Source organism: Pseudomonas sp. FP1762 (assembly GCF_030687105.1).
In the GTDB taxonomy this organism is placed as follows: domain Bacteria; phylum Pseudomonadota; class Gammaproteobacteria; order Pseudomonadales; family Pseudomonadaceae; genus Aquipseudomonas; species Aquipseudomonas siliginis.
On record NZ_CP117458.1, the window covers coordinates 2,178,262 to 2,199,192 of the forward strand.

Sequence of the window (20,931 nt, forward strand, 5' to 3'; positions counted from 1 at the left end):
GGTTTTTTCTTGCGCGACATCGGTCGTTTGCGGTCGTCCTCGTGGTGCTCCGTCTGACGCGGAGCGCCGCGAATCCAGAGGTGTGTATGTCGGAATTCCAGCTAGTCACCCGCTTCGAGCCTGCCGGCGATCAGCCGGAAGCCATTCGCCAGTTGGTTGAGGGCATTGACGCCGGGCTGGCGCACCAGACATTGCTCGGTGTGACCGGCTCGGGCAAGACCTTCAGCATCGCCAACGTCATCTCGCAGGTACAGCGGCCAACGCTGGTACTGGCGCCGAACAAGACCCTGGCCGCGCAGTTGTACGGGGAGTTCAAGGCGTTCTTCCCGAACAACGCCGTTGAATACTTCGTTTCCTACTACGACTACTACCAGCCCGAAGCGTATGTGCCGTCGTCCGACACCTTCATCGAGAAGGACGCGTCGATCAACGACCACATCGAGCAGATGCGCCTGTCCGCGACGAAAGCGTTGCTCGAGCGCAAGGACGCGATCATCGTCACCACGGTGTCGTGCATCTATGGTCTGGGCAGCCCGGAAACCTATCTGAAAATGGTCTTGCACGTGGATCGCGGCGACAAGCTCGATCAGCGCGCGCTTCTGCGGCGCTTGGCTGACCTGCAATACACCCGCAACGACATGGATTTTGCCCGGGCGACGTTCCGCGTGCGCGGTGATGTGATCGATATCTTCCCGGCGGAATCCGATCTGGAAGCGATCCGCATTGAGCTTTTCGACGACGAGGTCGAGAGCATTTCCGCGTTTGATCCGCTGACCGGCGAAGTCATCCGCAAGATGCCGCGCTTCACTTTCTATCCGAAGAGCCACTACGTGACGCCTCGGGAAACCCTGCTCGACGCCATCGAAGGCATCAAGGTCGAATTGCAGGAGCGCCTCGAATACCTGCGCAGTAACAACAAACTGGTGGAGGCCCAGCGCCTGGAGCAGCGCACCCGTTTCGACCTGGAGATGATCCTCGAACTGGGTTACTGCAACGGCATCGAAAACTACTCGCGCTACCTGTCCGGGCGTCCGTCCGGCGCGGCACCGCCTACCCTTTATGACTACCTGCCCGCCGACGCCTTGCTGGTGATCGACGAATCCCACGTCAGCGTGCCGCAGGTCGGCGCGATGTATAAGGGTGACCGTTCGCGTAAAGAGACGCTGGTCGAGTACGGCTTCCGCCTGCCCTCGGCGCTGGATAACCGGCCCATGCGTTTCGACGAGTGGGAAGGGGTCAGCCCGCAGACCATTTTCGTTTCGGCGACGCCTGGCAACTATGAAGCCGAGCACGCCGGGCGCGTGGTTGAGCAGGTGGTGCGGCCGACCGGCCTGGTCGACCCGCAGGTTGAAGTGCGGCCGGCGCTGACTCAGGTCGATGACTTGCTCTCGGAAATCACCAAGCGCGTGGCGATCGAAGAACGTGTGCTGGTCACCACGCTGACCAAGCGCATGGCCGAAGACCTGACCGATTACCTCGCCGACCACGGCGTGCGCGTGCGTTATCTGCACTCGGACATCGATACCGTCGAGCGCGTCGAGATCATCCGCGATTTGCGCCTCGGCGTGTTCGATGTGCTGGTCGGGATCAACCTGCTGCGTGAAGGCCTCGACATGCCGGAAGTGTCGCTGGTGGCGATTCTCGATGCTGACAAGGAAGGCTTCCTGCGTTCCGAGCGCTCGCTGATCCAGACCATCGGTCGCGCGGCGCGTAACCTCAATGGCCGGGCGATTCTCTACGCCGATCGCATGACCGGTTCGATGGAGCGGGCGATTGGTGAGACCGAGCGCCGTCGCGAGAAGCAGATCGCTTTCAACCTTGAGAACGGCATCACCCCGAAAGGTGTGATCAAGGATGTCGCCGACATCATGGAAGGCGCCACCGTACCGGGCTCGCGCAGCAAGAAGCGCAAAGGCATGGCCAAGGCCGCCGAAGAGAACGCCAAGTACGAAGCCGAACTGCGCTCGCCAAGCGAAATCACCAAACGCATCCGCGCTCTGGAAGAGAAGATGTACCAATTGGCGCGGGATCTGGAGTTTGAAGCGGCGGCGCAGATGCGTGACGAGATTGCCAAACTGCGCGAACGATTGCTTACGGTATAAGGGATCGTTCCCTGTGGGAGCGAGCCTGCTCGCGAATGGCCTTCACACCATCCGAAGGGCTTAGGGCATCTGGCTTAAATACCCTGCCCGCTGGAGCGGGGCGGGTGTCGCCTGTTACCATTCGCCGCTTGATTGTTCTGCTCTTCATTTTTTCGAGACAAGCCATGACCACCGTCCGCACTCGCATCGCGCCATCGCCTACCGGGGACCCCCACGTAGGTACCGCTTACATCGCATTGTTCAACTACTGCTTTGCCAAGCAGCATGGCGGTGAGTTCATCCTGCGCATCGAAGACACCGATCAGTTGCGTTCGACCCGCGAGTCCGAACAGCAGATCTTCGACGCCCTGCGCTGGCTCGGCATCGACTGGAGCGAAGGCCCGGACGTCGGCGGCCCGCACGGCCCGTATCGGCAGAGCGAGCGCGGCGACATCTACCAGAAGTACTGCCAGCAACTGGTCGACATGGGCCATGCGTTCCCGTGCTTCTGCACGGCCGAAGAACTCGATCAGATGCGCGCCGAGCAAATGGCTCGGGGCGAAACTCCGCGCTACGACGGCCGCGCACTGCTGCTGTCGAAGGAAGAAGTCGCGGCGCGCCTGGCTGCTGGCGAACCGCACGTGATCCGCATGAAGGTGCCGAATGAAGGCGTCTGCGTGGTGCCGGACATGCTGCGTGGCGACGTCGAGATCCCGTGGGATCGCATGGACATGCAAGTGCTGATGAAGACCGACGGCCTGCCGACGTACTTCCTCGCCAACGTCGTCGACGATCACCTGATGGGCATCACCCACGTGCTGCGTGGCGAAGAATGGCTGCCATCGGCACCGAAACTGATTTTGCTGTACGAATACTTCGGCTGGGAACAACCGGAGCTGTGCTACATGCCGCTGCTGCGTAACCCGGACAAGAGCAAGCTGTCCAAGCGCAAGAACCCGACCTCGGTGACGTTCTACGAGCGCATGGGCTTCATGCCGGAAGCGATGCTCAACTACCTCGGCCGCATGGGTTGGTCGATGCCGGACGAGCGCGAGAAGTTCTCGCTGCAGGAAATGGTCGACAACTTCGACCTCAAGCGTGTCTCCCTCGGCGGGCCGATTTTCGACATCGAGAAGCTGTCGTGGCTCAACGGCCAGTGGCTGCGCGATCTGCCGGTGGAAGAGTTTGCCGCCCGCGTGCAGAAGTGGGCGTTCAATTCCGACTATATGATGAAAATCGCGCCGCACGTTCAGGGCCGTGTTGAAACGTTCAGCCAGGTCGCACCGCTGGCGGGGTTCTTCTTTGCCGGCGGCGTGAATCCGGATGCCAAGCTGTTTGAGTCGAAAAAGCTCTCCGGCGATCAGGTTCGCCAGTTGATGCAATTGATCCTGTGGAAACTGGAAAGCCTGCGGCAGTGGGAGAAGGACAGCATCACCGCGACGATCCAGGCGGTGGTCGAGTCCCTCGAGCTGAAACTGCGCGATGCGATGCCGTTGATGTTTGCTGCGATCACCGGGCAGGCCAGTTCGGTGTCGGTGCTCGATGCGATGGAAATCCTCGGCCCGGACCTGACCCGTTTCCGTCTGCGCCAGGCGATTGACCTGCTGGGCGGCGTGTCGAAGAAAGAAAACAAGGAATGGGAAAAGCTCTTGGGCGCCATCGCCTGATTGCTTTTGCTTCTCTGCAGGACTGCCGAAGGCTGCGATCTTTTGATCCTGCCTTCGGCGTTTCTCCCGAATTTACGGGGGAGGGCGGTAAGTGATTGTTATCCCGGCAAAAAATTTTGAAATTTTTCAAAAATAAGTTTGACAGGCTTTCGATACGCCCTTAAGATTCGCCCCGTCCTCAGCGATGAGGGGCTATAGCTCAGCTGGGAGAGCGCTTGCATGGCATGCAAGAGGTCGACGGTTCGATCCCGTCTAGCTCCACCAATTTACACTTCGAGGTCTGGCCACACCGGCCTTGAAGCGATCAACACTCAGCGTTGATCAGTTGTATAGAAGGGTTTGCGTCCCCTTCGTCTAGTGGCCTAGGACACCGCCCTTTCACGGCGGTAACAGGGGTTCGAGTCCCCTAGGGGACGCCAGTTTTACAGAAGTGATGTTGCAAGAGATCACTCCGCCGCGAGGCGAAAAATCCGGGGCTATAGCTCAGCTGGGAGAGCGCCTGCATGGCATGCAGGAGGTCAGCGGTTCGATCCCGCTTAGCTCCACCAATTTTACAGTTCAAGGTCTGGCCACACCGGCCTTGAATCGATCAGCTCTCAGCACTGATCAGTTGTATAGAAGGGTTTGTGTCCCCTTCGTCTAGTGGCCTAGGACACCGCCCTTTCACGGCGGTAACAGGGGTTCGAGTCCCCTAGGGGACGCCACGATTACCCGCTCTGCGGGATTTATAAGGGTCATTCAATTATTGAATGGCCCTTTTGTTTGTCCGGCGTTTGGCCAACTCTCCTTTTTCCTTACACTGTGCTTCAGACCAGCGGTCATATTCATGACTTGCGGAATATTATTATGCGAATAATATTCTAGTCGTAATATTCGGAGGCAACGATGAACGATAAAAAAGCTCAAACCCGCGAACGCATCCTCAAGGCTGCCAGCGCCGCATTGATTCAACGCGGCCCGGCAGACCCGAGCGTGGGTGAAGTGATGGGCGCCGCCGGGCTGACTGTCGGCGGCTTCTATGCGCACTTCGAAAGCAAGGACGCGATGATGCTCGAGGCGTTCAAACAGCTGCTGGGCCGCCGTCGCGACCTGATTGCCGACATGGACGCCGATCTGACCGGCGAAGAGCGTCGCGCTTTGGTGGCTGCGTTCTACCTGTCACGCAAACACCGGGATTCCAGCGAGGCTGCATGCCCGATCCCGGCCTCGATTGGGGAGCTGGGGCGTTTGCCGGAGTCGTTCCGCATTGCGCTGAACGAGCATTTGGAATTGATGGTCGCGCAACTGGCGGCCAGCCCTGAAGACACCGACAAGGCTTTGGCCGATGTCGCGTTGATGGTCGGTGGTCTGGCCTTGGCCAGAGCGCTGGGTCCGGGAGATTTATCCGATCGATTGCTGCGCGCTGCCAAGTCGGCGGTGCGTTGACCTGAAGGCAACAAGTCTGAGGAGAGTGCGATGAACGCGTTGAAGTGGGTTCGTGGCGTTAACGGTACCTTGGGCTGGTTTGCACCGAAACTGGTGGCAAGCAAAATGCGTCTGGCGTTCATGACGCCCCGCGCGCTACCGCTGCGCGATTGGGAGCTGCCGCTGTTGGCCAGCTCCGAACGCATCACATTGCGCTTCGGTCTGTCGGCGCTGCGTTGGGGCCAAGGTCCTACAGTGTTGCTGATGCATGGTTGGGAAGGGCGGCCAACGCAATTCGCTTCGCTGATAAACGCTTTGGTTGATGCCGGCTATACCGTCGTCGCGCTCGATGGCCCGGCCCACGGTCGCTCCCCTGGGCGAGAAGCCAATGTAGTGCTGTTCGCCCGCGCCATGCTTGAAGCCGCTGCCGAATTGCCGCCGCTGCAAGCGGTTATCGGCCATTCCATGGGCGGCGCCAGCGCGATGCTCGCCGTGCAATTGGGGCTGCGCACCGAAACCCTGGTCAGCATCGCCGCACCGTCGCGGATTCTCGGCGTGCTGCGCGGTTTCGCGCGAATGGTCGGCATGCCGCCGCGCGCGCGTTCGGCGTTCATTCGTCAGGTCGAGCAGGACGTCGGCATGCGCGCCGCGACGCTGGACGTGGCCCACTATCAACTGGATATGCCCGGCCTGATCGTCCATGCCGAGGACGACAATTTTGTCTCGGTCAAAGAATCGCAATTGATTCACGAAGCCTGGTTCGACAGCCGCCTGCTGCGCCTGGAAAGCGGCGGCCATCAACGCGTGCTGGCCGACCCTCGAGTGATTGATGGCGTGTTATCACTGCTCGCCGGTCGCAGTCTTCAGGCGCGCCAATCGGCCTGAGCTCCGTTACACTGCCTCGGTTGAATACTTTGACCGGGAGTGGGGCATGGGCTGGGATCGGGCAACGCCGTTTACCATTGATCTGCAAGTAGGCGCCGAAGACATCGACGGGCTCGGGCACGCCAATAACGCGGTGTACGTCACCTGGCTCGAGCGCTGCGCCTGGCGCCATTCGCAGCGCCTCGGCCTGGACCTGGTCGAATACCGGCGTCTGGACCGAGCAATGGCCGTTGTCCGCCACGAAATCGATTATCTGGCCGCCGCCTATGAAGGCGATGAACTGCAACTGGCGACCTGGATCGTCGATTGGGATCAGCGCCTGAAAATGACCCGGCATTTCCAGCTCAAACGCCCCAGCGACAACGCCACCCTGTTGCGCGCGCAGACCACATTTGTGTGCATCGAACTGTCGACCGGCAAGCCCAAGCGTATGCCGGCGGAATTTATCGAAGGCTATGGCCCGGCGATCCAGATTGCAGAAGCCATGTGAATCTCACCCTGTGGGAGCGAGCCTGCTCGCGAAAGCATCGCGTGAGTTACGCATGCGTCAACTGACAGACCGTCTTCGCGAGCAGGCTCGCTCCCACAGAGATATGTGTAGTTCTGCGGATTTGTGCGATATCCAGTAAACTGCCGCACGTTTTTTCTTCAAGTAGTGTTTCCCCATGCAAATTGCTCTGGCGCCCATGGAAGGGTTGGTCGACGACATCCTGCGCGACGTGTTGACCCGCGTTGGCGGCATCGATTGGTGCGTGACCGAGTTCATTCGGGTCAACGACCAGTTGCTCACGCCGGCCTATTTCCACAAGTTCGGCCCCGAGCTGCTCAACGGCGCTCGCACCGCGTCCGGCGTGCCGCTGCGCGTGCAATTGCTCGGTTCCGATCCGGTGTGCCTGGCGGAAAACGCCGCGTTGGCCTGCGAGCTTGGCTCGGAAGTGATCGACCTCAACTTCGGCTGCCCGGCCAAGACCGTCAACAAATCCCGTGGCGGCGCCGTGCTGCTCAAGGAGCCGGAGCTGCTCAACCAGATCGTCGAGCATGTCCGTCGCGCCGTACCGGCGCACATCCCGGTCACCGCGAAAATGCGCCTGGGTTTCGACAGTCCTGACGGCTCGCTGGTCTGCGCCACGGCGCTCGCCGAAGGCGGGGCAGAGCACATCGTCGTACATGCGCGGACGAAAATGGACGGCTACAAACCGCCGGCTCATTGGGAGTGGATCCCGCGTGTGCAGGATGTGGTCAAGGTCCCGGTCTTCGCCAACGGGGACATCTGGAGCGTCGAAGACTGGCGCCGTTGCCGCGAAATCAGTGGTGTCGAAGACATCATGCTCGGTCGGGGGCTGGTCTCCCGCCCGGATCTCGCTCGGCAGATCGCTGCGGCGCGCGCTGGCGACGAGGTCGTCGAGATGACCTGGGCCGAGCTGATGCCGCTGATTCAGGACTTCTGGCTGCAGGCCAAGGCGCAGATGACCGCACGCCAATCGCCCGGTCGCCTCAAGCAATGGCTGGCCATGTTGACGCGCAACTACCCGGAAGCCGCCGAGCTTTTCACTGTTCTGCGTCGCGAAACCGAGCCGGATCAAGTCTCGCGCTTGCTCGGATTGCCGCTCGTCGAAGCCGCATAAAAAATCTCAAAATATTCTCTTGAAATCAAAACAGCGGTCCCTATCTAAGGGTTACGCGATGCCGAATTCGGGTCGCGGAGACACAAAACCTTGCTGATTGTTTTCAGGAGATTTGAATCATGAGTACTGCATTTTCTCTCGCGCCACTGTTCCGTTCCTCGGTAGGTTTCGACCGTTTCAACGACCTGTTCGAAACCGCCCTGCGTAACGAGCCTGGCAGCAGCTATCCACCCTACAACGTCGAAAAACACGGTGATGACCAATACCGTATCGTCGTCGCGGCCGCCGGTTTCCAGGAAGAAGACCTGGACCTGCAAGTCGAAAAGGGTGTGCTGACCATCAGTGGCGGCAAGCGTGACACTGACGAAAGCGTCACGTTCTTGCATCAAGGCATCGCCCAGCGAGCCTTCAAGCTGTCGTTCCGTCTGGCCGATCACATCGAGATCAAGGACGCTGCGCTGCGCAACGGCCTGCTGAGCATCGACCTGCTCCGTGTGATCCCGGAAGAAGCGAAAGCCAAGCGCATCCCGATCAATGGAGCGCAGCAGCCGGCATTGCAGCATTGATTCATGTGCTGACACACAATCGCCCGAATCGGCGATAAGCCGCTGAACGAAAGGCCCCGATACGTCGGGGCCTTTTTTGTGCGCGCAATCAAAGCGATGCAGGGTTTGCCGCTGTTGTCGGGGCTCTTTACAATCTGCGCAGTTTTGCCGACCCCCATTTCCCAGCGGTCGGCCTGGAGCCTTTTTTCATGGACGAGATTCAACAGCGCTGGCTGTGCGCGTTGTCCGCACCAATGGCCGCGCTCAACACCGGCGCCGGGTATGACGACCCGGCGTTCTGCAACGATCGTTACATCAACCTCAAGGAAAGTTGGGGTATCGATGATCGCCGACAGTTGTTCGACATGCTCGGATGGATGACCGACGACGGCCATGCCAAGCACCTCAGCGGGGCCTATCTGGCCTGGCAGCGATGCCTGCCGAGTGAATGGCAGTCGTTGCTCAATGAACTGAACCCGCGCGAGCGCGTCCTGCATGAATTTGCCAGCCGTACCTTCGGCAGCTGTGGTCCCGGCGGCATTCTGTCCTGGGATTACGGCCGGATGGGCTTTCTGTTGCGCTGCGCCGTGCGTAATCAATGGATCGATCTGGCCGAGAGCAACTGGTTGCACAGTCGTCTGGCGTTGAGGGCGCAGTTTCATTACGGCAGCTGGATGGCTTATTTCAACGGCTTTCTGGTGGGACGAACTTTTTGGTGCTGCATGAGCAAAAGCGATGATGAACTGGCGGTCGAGATGAGTCGTGAGGGCACCAGCGCTTTCAACACCAGGATTGCCCGAGGCCTTGCGCAAAACATTCCACACTTTCTCGCCGATCTGCCTTGGCACATGGATATTGATCCGCCGTCTCGTCCGGCATCGCTTGGGGAGTTCGACTGGTCATGAGTTGCTGGATTCGACTGGGCATTGAACCGACTACTGACGAAACCCTGATTCGCAGCGCCTATCGCGCCCGTTTGCCGGCGCACCATCCGGAAACCGACCCGGAAGGTTTTCAGGCGTTACGCATGGCCTACGAGAGCGCCCTGCGTCTGGCCCGTGAAGAAGAGGCAGAGGCTGAAGGCGACATCGACGCTGCACAAGCCAATATCGTTCGGGCGCCTCAAGCTTTCCTGGATTTCTGTGCGCTGCTGGATGATCCCGCGCGACGCTTCAATCACGCGGCGTGGCAGGCATTCGTCCGGACGCTGGATGATTTGTCACTGGAGGTTTTCGATGACCTCAACTGGGGCTTGTACCACCGACTGTCCGGCGCCGGTCCGTTGTCCTACCGTTGTGCGAATCTGTTGGCGCAACGCATGGCCTGGGACCAGCAACTGTTGGATTTGGCATTCGACGATGCGCAAGCGGTAGAAGGCTTTTTGCAGCGCATCAAGGCGCCCGACCCGTTCGACACGGATCTGATGAGCGCCTGGTCAGAGCCGGCACAGACCGAGTCGCTGTGGTATGCCCGTAGCCTCGATTTCATCTTTACTCAGCGTCCGCTTCACGAGTTCGCCGAGTTCGCCAGTCGGCACACGTGCTTGCCGTTGCCCAACGATGCCGCGTACCTCAAGCGGTTGCTGGTGCAGTTCACCCAAGCGGGGATGGGCGCGCCGACGTTCCTGCAGTGCTGTGCCGAACAGCACGATGCCGCGCCGGATAACGTCGACTGGCTGTACCTGCTGGCGTGTCAGTACAGTCTGTTGGGGCACGACGATCAAGCGTTTCCATGCTGGATTCGGCTCTGGAGCGAACATCGCCATCCCGCGGCAGAGAGTCGCTTGCTGGAGCTGTGTGCCAAGCGTCAGCCGACCTTTCTGCCGTTGCTGATTCAGGCGTTCGATCGTCTGGAGGACTGCGCCGTTTGGCCGGACGAACTGGGTGCTGAGTGCCAAGTGTATGGCAGTCCGTCACAACGGCCCGAGACCTTGACCCGTTGGTTGGGTGTCGGACGGCTCAAGCTTGATGCACTGGCGCAAAGCTTTGTTGATTGGCGCATGGCGGGCGACGAGTTGCCATTGCTCGCGCAGTTGATCGGCGAAAACCACGACAGCCGTTTGCTGCGTCTGTACCGGCACGCCTGGGCGCTGCATCGTGGTGATTCGGCCTTGTTGCAGCAGATTGTCGACGAACCGCTGCCGGTGGACGCGCTGGAATGCCTGGTATTGAGCGGCCTGAAGTATCAGGCCAGGCAACATCTGCATTGGCTGGCCAAGGCGCCTGTTGCGCAGGCCATGAGCGCTTTCACTGACTCGCAAACACTTTCACCGCAATTGCCTCTCGCGTTGTCCGAAGGTGCGCTGCACAAGGTTTGTCGTCTGTGGTTGCAGCGCTTGCGGCCCTATAGCGACACGGCGCTTGCACGCATTGCCGACGCGTTCGAGCTGAGTGCGGTCAAAGACGGCAATGACCTGTCGCAACTCGATCTCATGCTCCAGTTGAGTCGGCGCGCGACAGGTTTGCCGCCGATCGGTTTGGGAGCGGCCATCTGGGATTGGCACGCTCAAACCGTGTTTTTGCTGGCATTGCTGGAACAACCCGAGCGCTGGTTGCAATTGATTGATGCGCAGTGTCTGGAGCGTTTGCCGTTCAATCCTGCGCATCCTTTGAGCCGACTGCAGCCGCTATTGCGGCGCTTGCTGCGTGAGCAGGGCAATTGCGCCGGTTTGCTCGGCTGGCTGCAGGGTGACGATCCTGTGCACGGTTTGCTGGTGCAACAGTTGTTCAGTGTCGAGCAGGCTCTCGACAGCGCCAGGCTGCCCGCCAATACCCTGCTTTACACCTGCGTCGAAAGTGACCGTGCGGCGTGCGGCGATGACCTGCTGGGCTTGTTGATGTTCTGGGGCGTGCTCTACCACGATCCAAGCCTGAGCGCCGAGCAGCACCGGGCGTTGTTGCAGTCGATTGAAGCGGTCAGTTGCGAGGATGACTGGTTCGAAGGCTTTCGCGACGGTCTGATCAAGGGCGAACCGGTGTGGCCACCGCGCAAGGTGTTGACGGATTTCGGTGTCGACAAACTATTGGCCTATGAGGCGCTGGATGCGCTCAAAAGCTTGATTCGCTACGGCGCTGCCGGAGTGCCGAAAACGCGAGTATTGCGGCAGCTGCAGCAGGGTAAGGATGACGTGCAGAACAGCGTCGGTTTGCGCTTGGCACTGTGCGCGTTGCTGTCGTGGTCGGAGCGGTTGCTGTTAGCCAACAGTGATGTCCAGCCAGTACCAGCGAAAGCTTTCTGGCGCCTCGGATCACGGCTGGGGCGCAGAGCTTTTATCGCTCAGGTCCTGGGATGCGTAGTGGTAACCCCAATAGCCGGGCTGATAACGGGCACGACGATTGGCGGGATGGTCATCTTTTTGCTTGGCGTGCTGCTGTTGTTCGCGGCAGTTCTACGGCGGTTGCACGATATGGGCCGGGGCATACCGACACTGCTGATATTTCTGGGATTGTCGCCGTTTCTGCCATTCCTGCCGCTGGTGTTGTTCGGCTTTCCGGGAGACAAACTGCCTAACCGCTATGGCGTGCCGCCGGACAGTGGGGCAGATATGTTGTCCGGCGGGTTGCAGGCTGCTTTACGGCAACTGAACGGTTAAAGACGCATCTGGTCCAGCGCCTCATTCAGCGCTGAGCGGTGGCTGGCGATTTCGCTGGCTTGCTGGCCGGCAAGCACGGTGTTGAAGGTGTCCATCCACTCGGCAATGCGCGCACGCTCGTCGCCCAGAGTTTGCATCCATGCTCGCTCCAGTCGTGCGAGCAGGGTGCGGTTGGGCAGGGCGTCGCGAGGGTGGACTTTGAGCGTCGCGAGCCGGGCATGGCTGTCTCTGCGCGCCTGTTCATCCAGTCCGGTCGGGCTGCGGTCGATGCTGTGGCCGTAACGTTCGCCGGTTTCCAGAAGCGTGACGTCTACTTCCAGCAGGCCGTTGATGTCATAACTGAAACGCACATCGAGGCTCTGCAGCTGCTCACTAGGGGTGAACTGGATGTCGAAAGAATCGATGAAAATATTGTCGCGTACCCACGGGCGTTCCCCTTGGTAAACGGCGATACGGATTTCAGTCTGTTGTGCAAACGTCGTCGAGTAACGCTGCACCCGTGACGTTGGAATCACCGTGTTGCGCTCGATGATCGGCGAGAACGCGCCACTGACGCCTTCGCCACGATTGGTCGAAATCCCCAGCGTATACGGACAGACATCCGTCAGAATCAATTCCTCGACCGCACCGTCCCGCGCCTTGCATGCCGCCTGCGTCGCCGCCCCCAGCGCCACGATAGTGTCTGGATCAAGATGCCGATAAGGCAGGCGTCCAAACAACGTGGCGACCATTTGCTGTACCGCCGGCATGCGCGTGGCGCCACCGACCAGCACCAGGCTGTCGAGGTCGCGCGGTTTCAGTCGGGCATCGCGCAGAGCCTGTTCGATTGGCGCGCGCAAGCGGGCCAGCAACGGCTCCCATATTTTCACTGCAGCGGCTTCATCCAGTTCCCATTCGAATGTCTGCTCGGCATGCCGCCAGCTCAACTGCTGCGCGCCTTCGCCGAGTTTGCATTTCAGCTGTTCGAGGGCATCACCGAGGCTGGCCATGGCTTGTGCATCGATCGTTGAGGGGGTGAGTTGCCAATTTTTCAGGCAGGCCTGCAACAGGGCTGCGGTGAAGTCTTCGCCGCCAAGAAAGTTGTCGCCAGTGGAGGCGTGCACTTCGATCAGCGGCAATGCGTATTCGAGCACGGTGACGTCGAACGTGCCGCCGCCGAGATCGAAAATCAGCGTGCGTTCGAACTTCTGTTCGTGCAGGCCGTACGCCATGGCGGCAGCGGTCGGTTCGTTGATCAGGCGCGTCACGGACAGCCCGGCCAGTTCGGCGGCGAACAAGGTACGCTTGCGCTGCTCGTCACTGAAATATGCCGGTACGGAAATGACCGCTTCTGTGACCGCCTGGCCGAGAAAGGCTTCCGCGTCTTGCTTGAGGGAGCCAAGCACCAGCGCCGACAACTCTTCCGGGCTGAACTGGCAAGAGCCGAGCTGGATTTGCCTGTCGCTGCCCATGAAGCGCTTGAACGCGGCGGCAGTGCGTTCCGGGTGCGTGGTCAGGCGGGCGCGGGCGGCTTTGCCGACCAGAATCGTGTCGTCTTCATCAAGGCTGACCACCGACGGTGTCAGCACATCGCCGAGGGCGTTGCGGATCAGTTCGGCGCGGCCTTCACGCCAGACGGCGATCAGGCTGTTGGTGGTGCCAAGGTCGATGCCCAGCAGGGCCGGGCGAGGAAGGGATGCATCCTGCATGGTTGATCTCGAAGCGGCGCAAAAAACGCGACCCTACAGGCTGAGGCAAAGCGTGGCAATTGTTGCTCTGTTGCCAGTCTGTGCAGCGGCCGGTTCAGGGCAGCAGTTTTTTCAGATCCTCCAACCCCACCGGCCGGCTATGCAGATAGCCCTGATACAAATGGCATTCCAGCCCCTGTAAAAATGCCAGTTGCGCGGGCGTCTCCACGCCTTCGGCAATGACTTCCAGCTCAAGGCTGCGCGCCATCGCGACAATTGCGCGAATGATCTCCGCGACATTGGAGTCAGTGGTTGCATCGCGGATGAACGACTGGTCGATCTTCAGGGTGTCTACCGGTAGCCGCTTCAAATACGTCAGCGATGAATAACCGGTGCCGAAATCGTCCATGGCGAAGCTCACGCCGAGCTTTTTCAGGCGGCGCATTTTGCTGATGGTGTCTTCCAGATTCTGAATGACTATGCCTTCGGTGATTTCCAGTTTCAGTAGCGAGCAGGGCAGGCCGTGGCTGGTCATGCTGTGTTCGATGCGTTCGACGAAATCGTTCTGGCGGAACTGCCTCGGGCTGATGTTCACGCACAGGCTGAAGTTCAGCGGGTCAACGAGTTTCAACGCGATCAATTGTTTGAAGGCGTTACAGGCTTCATCGAGGATCCAGGTGCCGACTTCGAGAATCAGGCCGCTATCTTCCAGCACCTTGATGAACTCGGTGGGCGATTGCGCACCAAGTTCGGGATGGTTCCAGCGCACCAGGGCTTCGGCGCCGATGATGCGGTTGTCGCGGGCATCGACCTGTGGCTGAAAATGCACGTTGAACTCGCCGCGCGACAGCGCCAGGCGGAGGTCGGTCTCCATGCGCAGGCGTTCGCTGGCCGCTTTCTGCATGGTGTTGTGATACATCTGCGTGGTGTTGCGCCCGGAATCCTTGGCCCGGTACAGCGCGATGTCGGCGCGTTTGAGCAGGTCGGTCGGGGTCGAGCCGTGATCGGGAATCAGCGCCACGCCAATGCTCGGCGTCACTTGCAGGCGCTGGCCATCGAGGAACATCGGCTCCGAAAGCAATTCGCGAATGGTGTCGGCCAGCGCGCGCACTTGTTCGCTGACTTCACTGCGCGAACCTTCGAGGCCGCTGAGCAACACCACGAACTCATCGCCACCGAGGCGAGCTACCGTGTCTTCCATGCGCACGCTGGCTTCGAGCCGCGCGGTGATGATTTTCAGCACGGTGTCGCCGACCGGGTGACCGAGGGAATCGTTGATGTGCTTGAAGTGGTCGAGGTCGAGAAACAGCAAGGCGCCGCGCAGATTGTGGCGCTTGAGCAGGGCGATCTGCTGACTCAGGCGATCCATCAGCAGGGCGCGGTTGGGCAGGTTGGTCAGCGGGTCGTGATAGGCCAGGTGACGAATCTGCGCTTCGGCGTTCTTCAACAGGCTGACATCGCGCGCGGTCAGCAGCAGGCACGCGGTTTCATTGAGGGTGATCGGCTCGACCGAGACTTCCACCGTGAGCAATTCGCCGCGCTTGTTGCGCCCGAGCATTTCCTGATGATGCACGCGGCCCTTGATCTGTAACTCGGCGAGTAAGGTCGAGCGCTGTTTCTCTTCGGCCCAGATCCCCACCTGATAAACGGTTTTGCCCACCACTTCGTCGGCGCGATAGCCGGTGAGGCGACAGAAGCCGTCGTTGACCTCCAGATAACGCCCGGTGTCGCGCTCGGTGATGGTGATGGCGTCGGGGCTGGAGTGAAACGCCTTGGCGAATTTTTCTTCGCTGGCCTTCAGCGCTGCTTCCGAGCGTTGTTGCTGGGTGATGTCGCGCAGGGTGGTGACGATGCACGGCTGGTCGCCGACGCTGATCTGCCGGCTGGAAATCACGCAGGTCAGCGACTGGCCGTCCTTGTGCTGGACGAGAATGGCCACGTTGCTCAGGCCTTGTTCGCGAATCACCCGTTCGATGCGTTGCAGGCTCTTCGCCGAGGCGTCCCACAGGCCGATTTCCTCGGCGGTGTGGCCAATCACATCGGCGGCGCTCCAGCCAAAGGTCTGGCTGAAGCTCGAATTGATCTCGATGAATTCCCCGGTTTCCTGGCGCGTCACGCAGATCGGATCGGGGCTGACCTGAAACAGCGTGGCGAATTTCTCTTCCGAGGCTACCAGCCGCTGCTCGCGCTCGACCTGATCGGTGATGTCCAGCAACGTGCCGGCCATGCGCAGCGGTGCGCCGTTGTCGTCGCGATAGAGTCGCGCGCGGCTTTCCAGATAGCGCGAGCTGCCGTCGGGCAATTGCACGCGATAGGTCAGTTGATAATTGCCGGCGGGGCCTTCGCGCAGGCTGCGGTAGGCGTCGCGCATGCTGTCGCGTTCCTCGCCCGGCACGCCTTCGAAAAACTCCTCGAATGATTCATGGAATGGAATCGGCTCCAGCCCGTGCAATTGCGCAGCGCGCGCCGAGCCGTAAAGCATGCCGCTGGGGATGTGCCAGTCCCAGGTGCCGAGTTGCGCCGAGTCCAGCGCCAGGTCGAGGCGTTCCTGGCTGTCCTTCAAGGCCAGTTCGGCGGCTTTGCGTTCGGTGGTGTCGAGGAACGTGCTGAGCAGATAGGGCTGGCCTTCGAGCTCGACCTTCTGCGCGCTGAGGATGCCGTCGTGCACTTGGCCATTGCTGGCGCGAAACTGCACTTCCATGCTGATCAGCTCGCCCTTGGCTTTGGTTTTCTTCACCAGTTCGGCGCGTTGCTCGGGGTGCACCCACAAGCCCAGTTCCAGGGTGGTGCGGCCGATCGCGCTTTGCACCGGCCAGCCGAACAGGCTTTCGAAATACTGGTTGGCCTCGCTGATCAGACCGTCATCCTGACGGGTCAGCAGAACCATGTTCGGGCACAGGTGGAAAAGTGTCGCGAAACGTTTCTCCGAGCTGCTCAGGGCCTGCTCGCGCTGGCGTTGGTGGGTGATTTCGCGAATCACCCCGATCATTCGGGGCCGGCCGTTCTTGTCCGGCAGCAGGCTGCCGCTGATCTCCAGCCAGTGCAGGCTGCCGTCGGGCCAGCGAATACGGTGATGCATCGCCTGCTCCAGCGGGGCGCCGGCGATCACCGCGTGGAAGGCGCGCACGGTTTTCGCGCGGTCTTCCGGCGGCAACAGGTCGAGGTATTCCAGGTCGGCAGGTAATGGCTGCCGTGGATCGAAACCGAATAACGCCTGAGTGCCCCGTGACCAGCTGATCTGCCCACGTTCGATGTCCCAATACCAGGCACCGAGCCGCGCGCCGTTGAGCGCGGCGAGCAATTGCGGCGCGCTTTCCCAGCTCTGCTCGGAATGGCGCGGATCGACAGCCTGGATTCGCGGCATCGGCGGAGTTCGGTCAACAGATTTCGGCATTGTCAGCGGGCCTTGAGCTGAGTGGCGTTAGGCACAGGAGCGGCTCTATAGGAGTAGCACAAGTCAGGCCGGGATCCCTGGCCGATCGATTTGTGCATCCAGCAGGGCCATGAAGGCGCGTGCTGCATTCGATAGCGTCCGTTCGGTGTGCAAGATATAGCCTAGCTGGCGAGTGAGCTGTATGCCCGGCAATGCGATGCTTGCCACTTGTTCGTCGAGCATCGTGCGCGGCAGCACGCTCCAGGCCAGGCCGATGGAGACCATCATCTTGATGGTTTCCAGATAGTTGGTGCTCATGGCGATGTTCGGCGTCAGGCCCTGAGCTTCGAACAAACGCTGGACGATGTGGTGGGTAAACGTGTTGCCGCCGGGGAAAACCGCCGGATGGCCGGCGATGTCCGCCAGACTGACGGCGCCGTTGTTGATCAGTGAGTGTTCCGGGGCGACGACGAAATCCAGCGGGTCGTCCCATACCGGCGTAGCTTTGACCAGGGTATGCGGCTCTGGCGCGAGGGTGATGACCGCCAGTTCTGCGCGGCCGTGGAGAATTTCCTCGTAGGCCACTTCCGAATCAAGGAACTGAATATCCAGCGCAACCTGTGGGTAGCGGCGGGTGAACTCCCTTAATAGAGGCGGCAAGCGATGCAGGCCGATGTGGTGACTGGTGGCCAGGGTCAGGCGGCCGCTGACCTCGCCGGTCAGGTTGGTCAGGGCGCGGCGGGTGTCGTCGAGCACATTGAGAATCTGATAAGCCCGTGGCAGCAGGGCGCGCCCGGCCTCGGTCAGGCCGACTTCGCGGCCCAAGCGGTCGAACAGGCGCACCTTCAATTGCTGCTCAAGACCGGCGATGCGCTTGCTGATCGCCGGTTGGGTCAGATGAAGGCGTTCGCCAGCGCCGGAGAAGCTGCCGGTCTCGGCGATGGCAATAAAAGCGTTGAGGTTAGCCAAGTCCATGTCGCATTCCAGTTGGTTATCCAAAGCATAAAAAATATGAATTTGAGTTATTTAATCTAACCCCATAGGATCGGCCTCACAAGCCAAAGGGTTATTGATAAGCCCAGGGCATAGAAACAAGCTGATGAGGAACCGTCTGATGGCCGGCAAAACGCTCTACGACAAGCTCTGGGATTCGCATTTGGTCAAGCAGCGCGACGATGGCTCGGCGCTGATCTATATCGATCGTCACATCATCCACGAAGTGACTTCGCCGCAAGCTTTCGAAGGCTTGCGTCTGGCCGGGCGCAAGCCTTGGCGCATCGATGCCAACATTGCGACCCCGGATCACAACGTACCGACCACCCCTGAGCGTAAGGGCGGCATCGAAGCCATTGCCGATCAGGTTTCGCGTTTGCAGGTGCAGACCCTCGACGACAACTGCGATGAATACGGCATCGTCGAATTCAAGATGAACGACGTGCGTCAGGGCATCGTTCACGTGATCAGTCCGGAGCAGGGCGCGACCTTGCCGGGCATGACCGTGGTCTGCGGTGACTCGCACACTTCGACCCACGGCGCATTCGGTGCGTTGGCCCACGGCATCGGCACCTCCGAGGTCGAGCACGTGCTCGCCACCCAGTGCCTGGTCGCCAAAAAAATGAAAAACATGCTGGTGCGCGTCGAAGGCCAATTGCCGTTCGGCGTGACCGCCAAGGACATCGTCCTTGCGGTGATCGGCAAGATCGGCACCGCCGGCGGTAACGGCCATGCCATCGAGTTTGCCGGCAGCGCGATCCGCGATCTGTCCGTCGAAGGCCGCATGACCATCTGCAACATGTCCATCGAAGCCGGCGCCCGCGTCGGCCTGGTGGCGGCAGATCAGAAGACCATCGACTACGTCAAAGGTCGTCCATTCGCGCCGAAGGGCGAGCAGTGGGACATGGCCGTCGAAGCCTGGAAAGACCTGGTCTCCGACGCCGATGCCAAATTCGACACCGTGGTCGAGTTGGACGCCGCGCAGATCAAGCCGCAAGTCAGCTGGGGCACTTCGCCTGAGATGGTTTTGGCCGTGGATCAGAACGTGCCGGACCCGGCCAAGGAAATGGATCTGGTCAAGCGTGACTCGATCGTTCGCGCCTTGAAATACATGGGTCTGACCGCCAATCAGGCGATCACCGACATTCAGCTTGATCGCGTATTCATCGGTTCCTGCACCAACTCGCGCATCGAAGACTTGCGCGCTGCTGCGGTGATCGCCAAGGGCCGCAAGGTCGCCTCGACCATCAAGCAGGCGATCGTCGTGCCGGGCTCGGGTCTGGTCAAGGCGCAGGCTGAAGCCGAAGGGCTGGACAAGATTTTCCTCGAGGCCGGTTTCGAATGGCGCGAGCCGGGTTGCTCCATGTGCCTGGCGATGAACCCGGACCGTTTGGAGTCCGGCGAGCATTGCGCCTCGACTTCCAACCGTAATTTCGAAGGCCGTCAGGGCGCCGGTGGCCGTACCCACCTGGTCAGCCCGGCCATGGCGGCGGCGGCAGCGGTGAACGGCCGTTTCATCGACGTTCGTGAATTGATCCAAGGAGCACAGTAAAGATGAAGGCATTTACTCAGCACACTGGTCTTGTCGCGCCTCTGGATCGTGCCAACGTCGACACCGATCAGATCATTCCCAAGCAGTTCTTGAAGTCGATCAAGCGCACCGGTTTCGGTCCGAACCTGTTCGACGAGTGGCGTTATCTGGATGTCGGCCAGCCGTATCAGGACAACTCCAAGCGCCCGTTGAACAAGGATTTCGTCCTCAACGCCGAGCGTTATCAGGGTGCCAGCGTATTGCTCGCCCGCGAGAACTTCGGCTGCGGCTCGAGCCGTGAACACGCGCCGTGGGCGCTGGAAGAGTACGGTTTCCGCAGCATCATCGCGCCGAGTTACGCCGACATCTTCTTCAACAACAGTTTCAAGAACGGCCTGCTGCCGATCATTCTCAGCGATGCAGAAGTTGATGAACTGTTTAAGCAAGTTGAAGCCGAGCCGGGTTATCAATTGCAGATCGACTTGCAGGCGCAGACCGTGACCCGCCCGGATGGCAAGGTGTACAGCTTCGAGATCGATGCGTTCCGCAAGCACTGCCTGCTCAACGGTCTGGACGATATCGGCCTGACCTTGCAGGACGGCGATGCGATTGCGACGTTCGAAGCCAAGCATCGGGTTAGTCAGCCGTGGTTGTTTCGCGACGCTTGATTCGGGATTGATGTAGTCAGGGCGGGCCTCTTCGCGAGCAGGCTCGCTCCCACCTTGGAATGCATTCCCCTGTGGGAGCGAGCCTGCTCGCGAAGACGGCAGCGCAAACAACATAGATACCAGGATGTGCCCATGACCAGCACCGCCCAACACACTCAGGTCGTACAAAAGCAATTCGGTGAACAGGCCGCCGCCTACCTGAGCAGCGCCGTTCACGCTCAAGGCACCGAATTCGCATTGCTACAGGCTGAGCTGGCCGGGCAGGGCGAGGCTCGTTTGCTGGACTTGGGTTGCGGCGCAGGCCATGTCAGTTTCCATGTCGCTCCATTGGTCAAGGAGGTGGTGGCTTACGACCTGTCGCAGCAAATGCTTGATGTGGTTGCCGGCGCTGCCGTCGATCGCGGCTTGAGCAATATCATTACCGTCAACGGTGCTGCCGAGCGCTTGCCGTTCGCCGATGGCGAGTTCGATTTTGTGTTCAGCCGCTATTCGGCGCATCACTGGAGCGACCTCGGTCTGGCCTTGCGCGAAGTGCGCCGGGTGCTGAAGCCGGGCGGGGTGGCGGCTTTCGTTGACGTGTTGTCACCGGGCAGTGCGTTGTTCGACACTTACCTGCAAAGCGTCGAAGTGCTGCGCGACACCAGCCATGTCCGCGACTACTCCGCCGCCGAGTGGCTGCGCCAGGTCAGCGAGGCCGGTCTGCATGTGCGCAGCACCACCCGTCAGCGCCTGCGTCTGGAGTACAGCAGTTGGGTCGAGCGCATGCGCACACCTGACGTGATGCGCGCGGCGATCCGCCAGTTGCAGCAGTCGATGGGCAACGAAGTGCGTGAGTATTTTGAGATAGATGCCGACGGCTCGTTCAGTACCGATGTGATCGTGCTGATGGCCGAGCGATAG

15 protein-coding genes and 4 tRNA genes are annotated in these 20,931 nt (G+C 60.4%); 16 read left to right on the forward strand and 3 right to left on the reverse strand.

The window, feature by feature from the left end; all coding sequences use genetic code 11:
- Positions 1–86 precede the first annotated feature (86 nt).
- The 13 genes from uvrB to PSH90_RS09590 all read left to right on the forward strand — a co-directional run bounded on the left by uvrB (position 87) and on the right by PSH90_RS09590 (position 11,799).
- Positions 87–2,102 (forward strand): excinuclease ABC subunit UvrB, encoded by a 2,016-nt coding sequence (gene uvrB, locus PSH90_RS09530; RefSeq protein WP_016773919.1) that lies wholly within the window; start codon positions 87–89, stop codon positions 2,100–2,102.
- Between the two features lie 164 nt (positions 2,103–2,266).
- Positions 2,267–3,748 carry a glutamate--tRNA ligase gene (gene gltX / locus PSH90_RS09535; protein ID WP_095180271.1) on the forward strand — a complete coding sequence of 494 codons (1,482 nt, stop codon included), beginning with the start codon at positions 2,267–2,269 and terminating at the stop codon, positions 3,746–3,748.
- A 188-nt stretch (positions 3,749–3,936) separates the two neighbouring features.
- A tRNA-Ala gene (locus tag PSH90_RS09540) sits at positions 3,937–4,012 on the forward strand.
- Positions 4,013–4,091: 79 nt separating this feature from the next.
- Positions 4,092–4,167 (forward strand) — tRNA-Glu (locus tag PSH90_RS09545).
- Positions 4,168–4,220: 53 nt separating this feature from the next.
- Positions 4,221–4,296: transfer RNA gene (locus tag PSH90_RS09550), tRNA-Ala, on the forward strand.
- A gap of 80 nt (positions 4,297–4,376) precedes the next feature.
- A tRNA-Glu gene (locus PSH90_RS09555) sits at positions 4,377–4,452 on the forward strand.
- A 181-nt stretch (positions 4,453–4,633) separates the two neighbouring features.
- Positions 4,634–5,173 (forward strand): TetR/AcrR family transcriptional regulator, encoded by a 540-nt coding sequence (locus PSH90_RS09560; protein ID WP_041478525.1) that lies wholly within the window; start codon positions 4,634–4,636, stop codon positions 5,171–5,173.
- 30 nt (positions 5,174–5,203) lie between these two features.
- Entirely contained in the window at positions 5,204–6,037 is an 834-nt protein-coding gene (locus tag PSH90_RS09565) for an alpha/beta fold hydrolase (RefSeq protein WP_016773922.1), read from the forward strand.
- 46 nt (positions 6,038–6,083) lie between these two features.
- Positions 6,084–6,527, forward strand: coding sequence for a thioesterase family protein (locus PSH90_RS09570; RefSeq protein WP_016773923.1), 444 nt, complete (start codon positions 6,084–6,086; stop codon positions 6,525–6,527).
- A 175-nt stretch (positions 6,528–6,702) separates the two neighbouring features.
- Positions 6,703–7,662, forward strand: coding sequence for a tRNA-dihydrouridine synthase (locus tag PSH90_RS09575; RefSeq protein ID WP_150635758.1), 960 nt, complete (start codon positions 6,703–6,705; stop codon positions 7,660–7,662).
- Positions 7,663–7,781: 119 nt separating this feature from the next.
- A complete protein-coding gene (locus tag PSH90_RS09580) occupies positions 7,782–8,228 on the forward strand; it encodes an Hsp20 family protein (protein WP_016773925.1) in 447 nt (148 codons plus the stop codon).
- 188 nt (positions 8,229–8,416) lie between these two features.
- Positions 8,417–9,112 (forward strand): DUF1266 domain-containing protein, encoded by a 696-nt coding sequence (locus tag PSH90_RS09585; protein ID WP_150635757.1) that lies wholly within the window; start codon positions 8,417–8,419, stop codon positions 9,110–9,112.
- On the forward strand, positions 9,109–11,799 hold the full coding sequence (locus tag PSH90_RS09590) for a DUF805 domain-containing protein (protein WP_150635756.1): 2,691 nt from the start codon (positions 9,109–9,111) through the stop codon (positions 11,797–11,799). Before PSH90_RS09585 ends, PSH90_RS09590 begins: the two co-directional genes overlap by 4 nt.
- Here the strand turns inward: PSH90_RS09590 and PSH90_RS09595 are convergent.
- The 3 genes from PSH90_RS09595 to PSH90_RS09605 all read right to left on the reverse strand — a co-directional run bounded on the left by PSH90_RS09595 (position 11,796) and on the right by PSH90_RS09605 (position 17,814).
- Positions 11,796–13,487 carry a molecular chaperone HscC gene (locus PSH90_RS09595; protein ID WP_305382592.1) on the reverse strand — a complete coding sequence of 564 codons (1,692 nt, stop codon included), beginning with the start codon at positions 13,485–13,487 and terminating at the stop codon, positions 11,796–11,798. The two genes, PSH90_RS09590 and PSH90_RS09595, sit on opposite strands and share 4 nt — an antisense overlap.
- A 94-nt stretch (positions 13,488–13,581) precedes the next feature.
- Positions 13,582–16,860 (reverse strand): PAS domain S-box protein, encoded by a 3,279-nt coding sequence (locus tag PSH90_RS09600; protein WP_024012383.1) that lies wholly within the window; start codon positions 16,858–16,860, stop codon positions 13,582–13,584.
- Between the two features lie 63 nt (positions 16,861–16,923).
- Positions 16,924–17,814 carry a LysR family transcriptional regulator gene (locus PSH90_RS09605; protein ID WP_024012384.1) on the reverse strand — a complete coding sequence of 297 codons (891 nt, stop codon included), beginning with the start codon at positions 17,812–17,814 and terminating at the stop codon, positions 16,924–16,926.
- A gap of 139 nt (positions 17,815–17,953) precedes the next feature.
- Here PSH90_RS09605 and leuC point away from each other — a divergent pair, with 139 nt between their 5' ends.
- The 3 genes from leuC to PSH90_RS09620 all read left to right on the forward strand — a co-directional run bounded on the left by leuC (position 17,954) and on the right by PSH90_RS09620 (position 20,931).
- Positions 17,954–19,384, forward strand: a complete 1,431-nt coding sequence (leuC, locus tag PSH90_RS09610; protein ID WP_041478531.1) for a 3-isopropylmalate dehydratase large subunit — start codon at positions 17,954–17,956, stop codon at positions 19,382–19,384.
- 2 nt (positions 19,385–19,386) lie between these two features.
- Positions 19,387–20,031, forward strand: coding sequence for a 3-isopropylmalate dehydratase small subunit (gene leuD, locus PSH90_RS09615; protein WP_024012386.1), 645 nt, complete (start codon positions 19,387–19,389; stop codon positions 20,029–20,031).
- A 132-nt stretch (positions 20,032–20,163) separates the two neighbouring features.
- Entirely contained in the window at positions 20,164–20,931 is a 768-nt protein-coding gene (locus PSH90_RS09620) for a class I SAM-dependent methyltransferase (RefSeq protein WP_095179493.1), read from the forward strand.

Bases quoted from the DNA above. Each gene is read 5' to 3' on its own strand.
- leuC (WP_041478531.1), top strand. From the start codon at position 17,954: ATGGCCGGCAAAACGCTCTACGACAAGCTCTGGGATTCGCATTTGGTC.
- PSH90_RS09620 (WP_095179493.1), top strand. From the start codon at position 20,164: ATGACCAGCACCGCCCAACACACTCAGGTCGTACAAAAGCAATTCGGT.
- PSH90_RS09600 (WP_024012383.1), bottom strand. From the start codon at position 16,860: ATGCCGAAATCTGTTGACCGAACTCCGCCGATGCCGCGAATCCAGGCT.
- PSH90_RS09565 (WP_016773922.1), top strand. From the start codon at position 5,204: ATGAACGCGTTGAAGTGGGTTCGTGGCGTTAACGGTACCTTGGGCTGG.
- leuD (WP_024012386.1), top strand. From the start codon at position 19,387: ATGAAGGCATTTACTCAGCACACTGGTCTTGTCGCGCCTCTGGATCGT.
- uvrB (WP_016773919.1), top strand. From the start codon at position 87: ATGTCGGAATTCCAGCTAGTCACCCGCTTCGAGCCTGCCGGCGATCAG.
- PSH90_RS09590 (WP_150635756.1), top strand. From the start codon at position 9,109: ATGAGTTGCTGGATTCGACTGGGCATTGAACCGACTACTGACGAAACC.
- gltX (WP_095180271.1), top strand. From the start codon at position 2,267: ATGACCACCGTCCGCACTCGCATCGCGCCATCGCCTACCGGGGACCCC.
- PSH90_RS09570 (WP_016773923.1), top strand. From the start codon at position 6,084: ATGGGCTGGGATCGGGCAACGCCGTTTACCATTGATCTGCAAGTAGGC.
- PSH90_RS09580 (WP_016773925.1), top strand. From the start codon at position 7,782: ATGAGTACTGCATTTTCTCTCGCGCCACTGTTCCGTTCCTCGGTAGGT.
- PSH90_RS09585 (WP_150635757.1), top strand. From the start codon at position 8,417: ATGGACGAGATTCAACAGCGCTGGCTGTGCGCGTTGTCCGCACCAATG.
- PSH90_RS09575 (WP_150635758.1), top strand. From the start codon at position 6,703: ATGCAAATTGCTCTGGCGCCCATGGAAGGGTTGGTCGACGACATCCTG.
- PSH90_RS09560 (WP_041478525.1), top strand. From the start codon at position 4,634: ATGAACGATAAAAAAGCTCAAACCCGCGAACGCATCCTCAAGGCTGCC.
- PSH90_RS09605 (WP_024012384.1), bottom strand. From the start codon at position 17,814: ATGGACTTGGCTAACCTCAACGCTTTTATTGCCATCGCCGAGACCGGC.
- PSH90_RS09595 (WP_305382592.1), bottom strand. From the start codon at position 13,487: ATGCAGGATGCATCCCTTCCTCGCCCGGCCCTGCTGGGCATCGACCTT.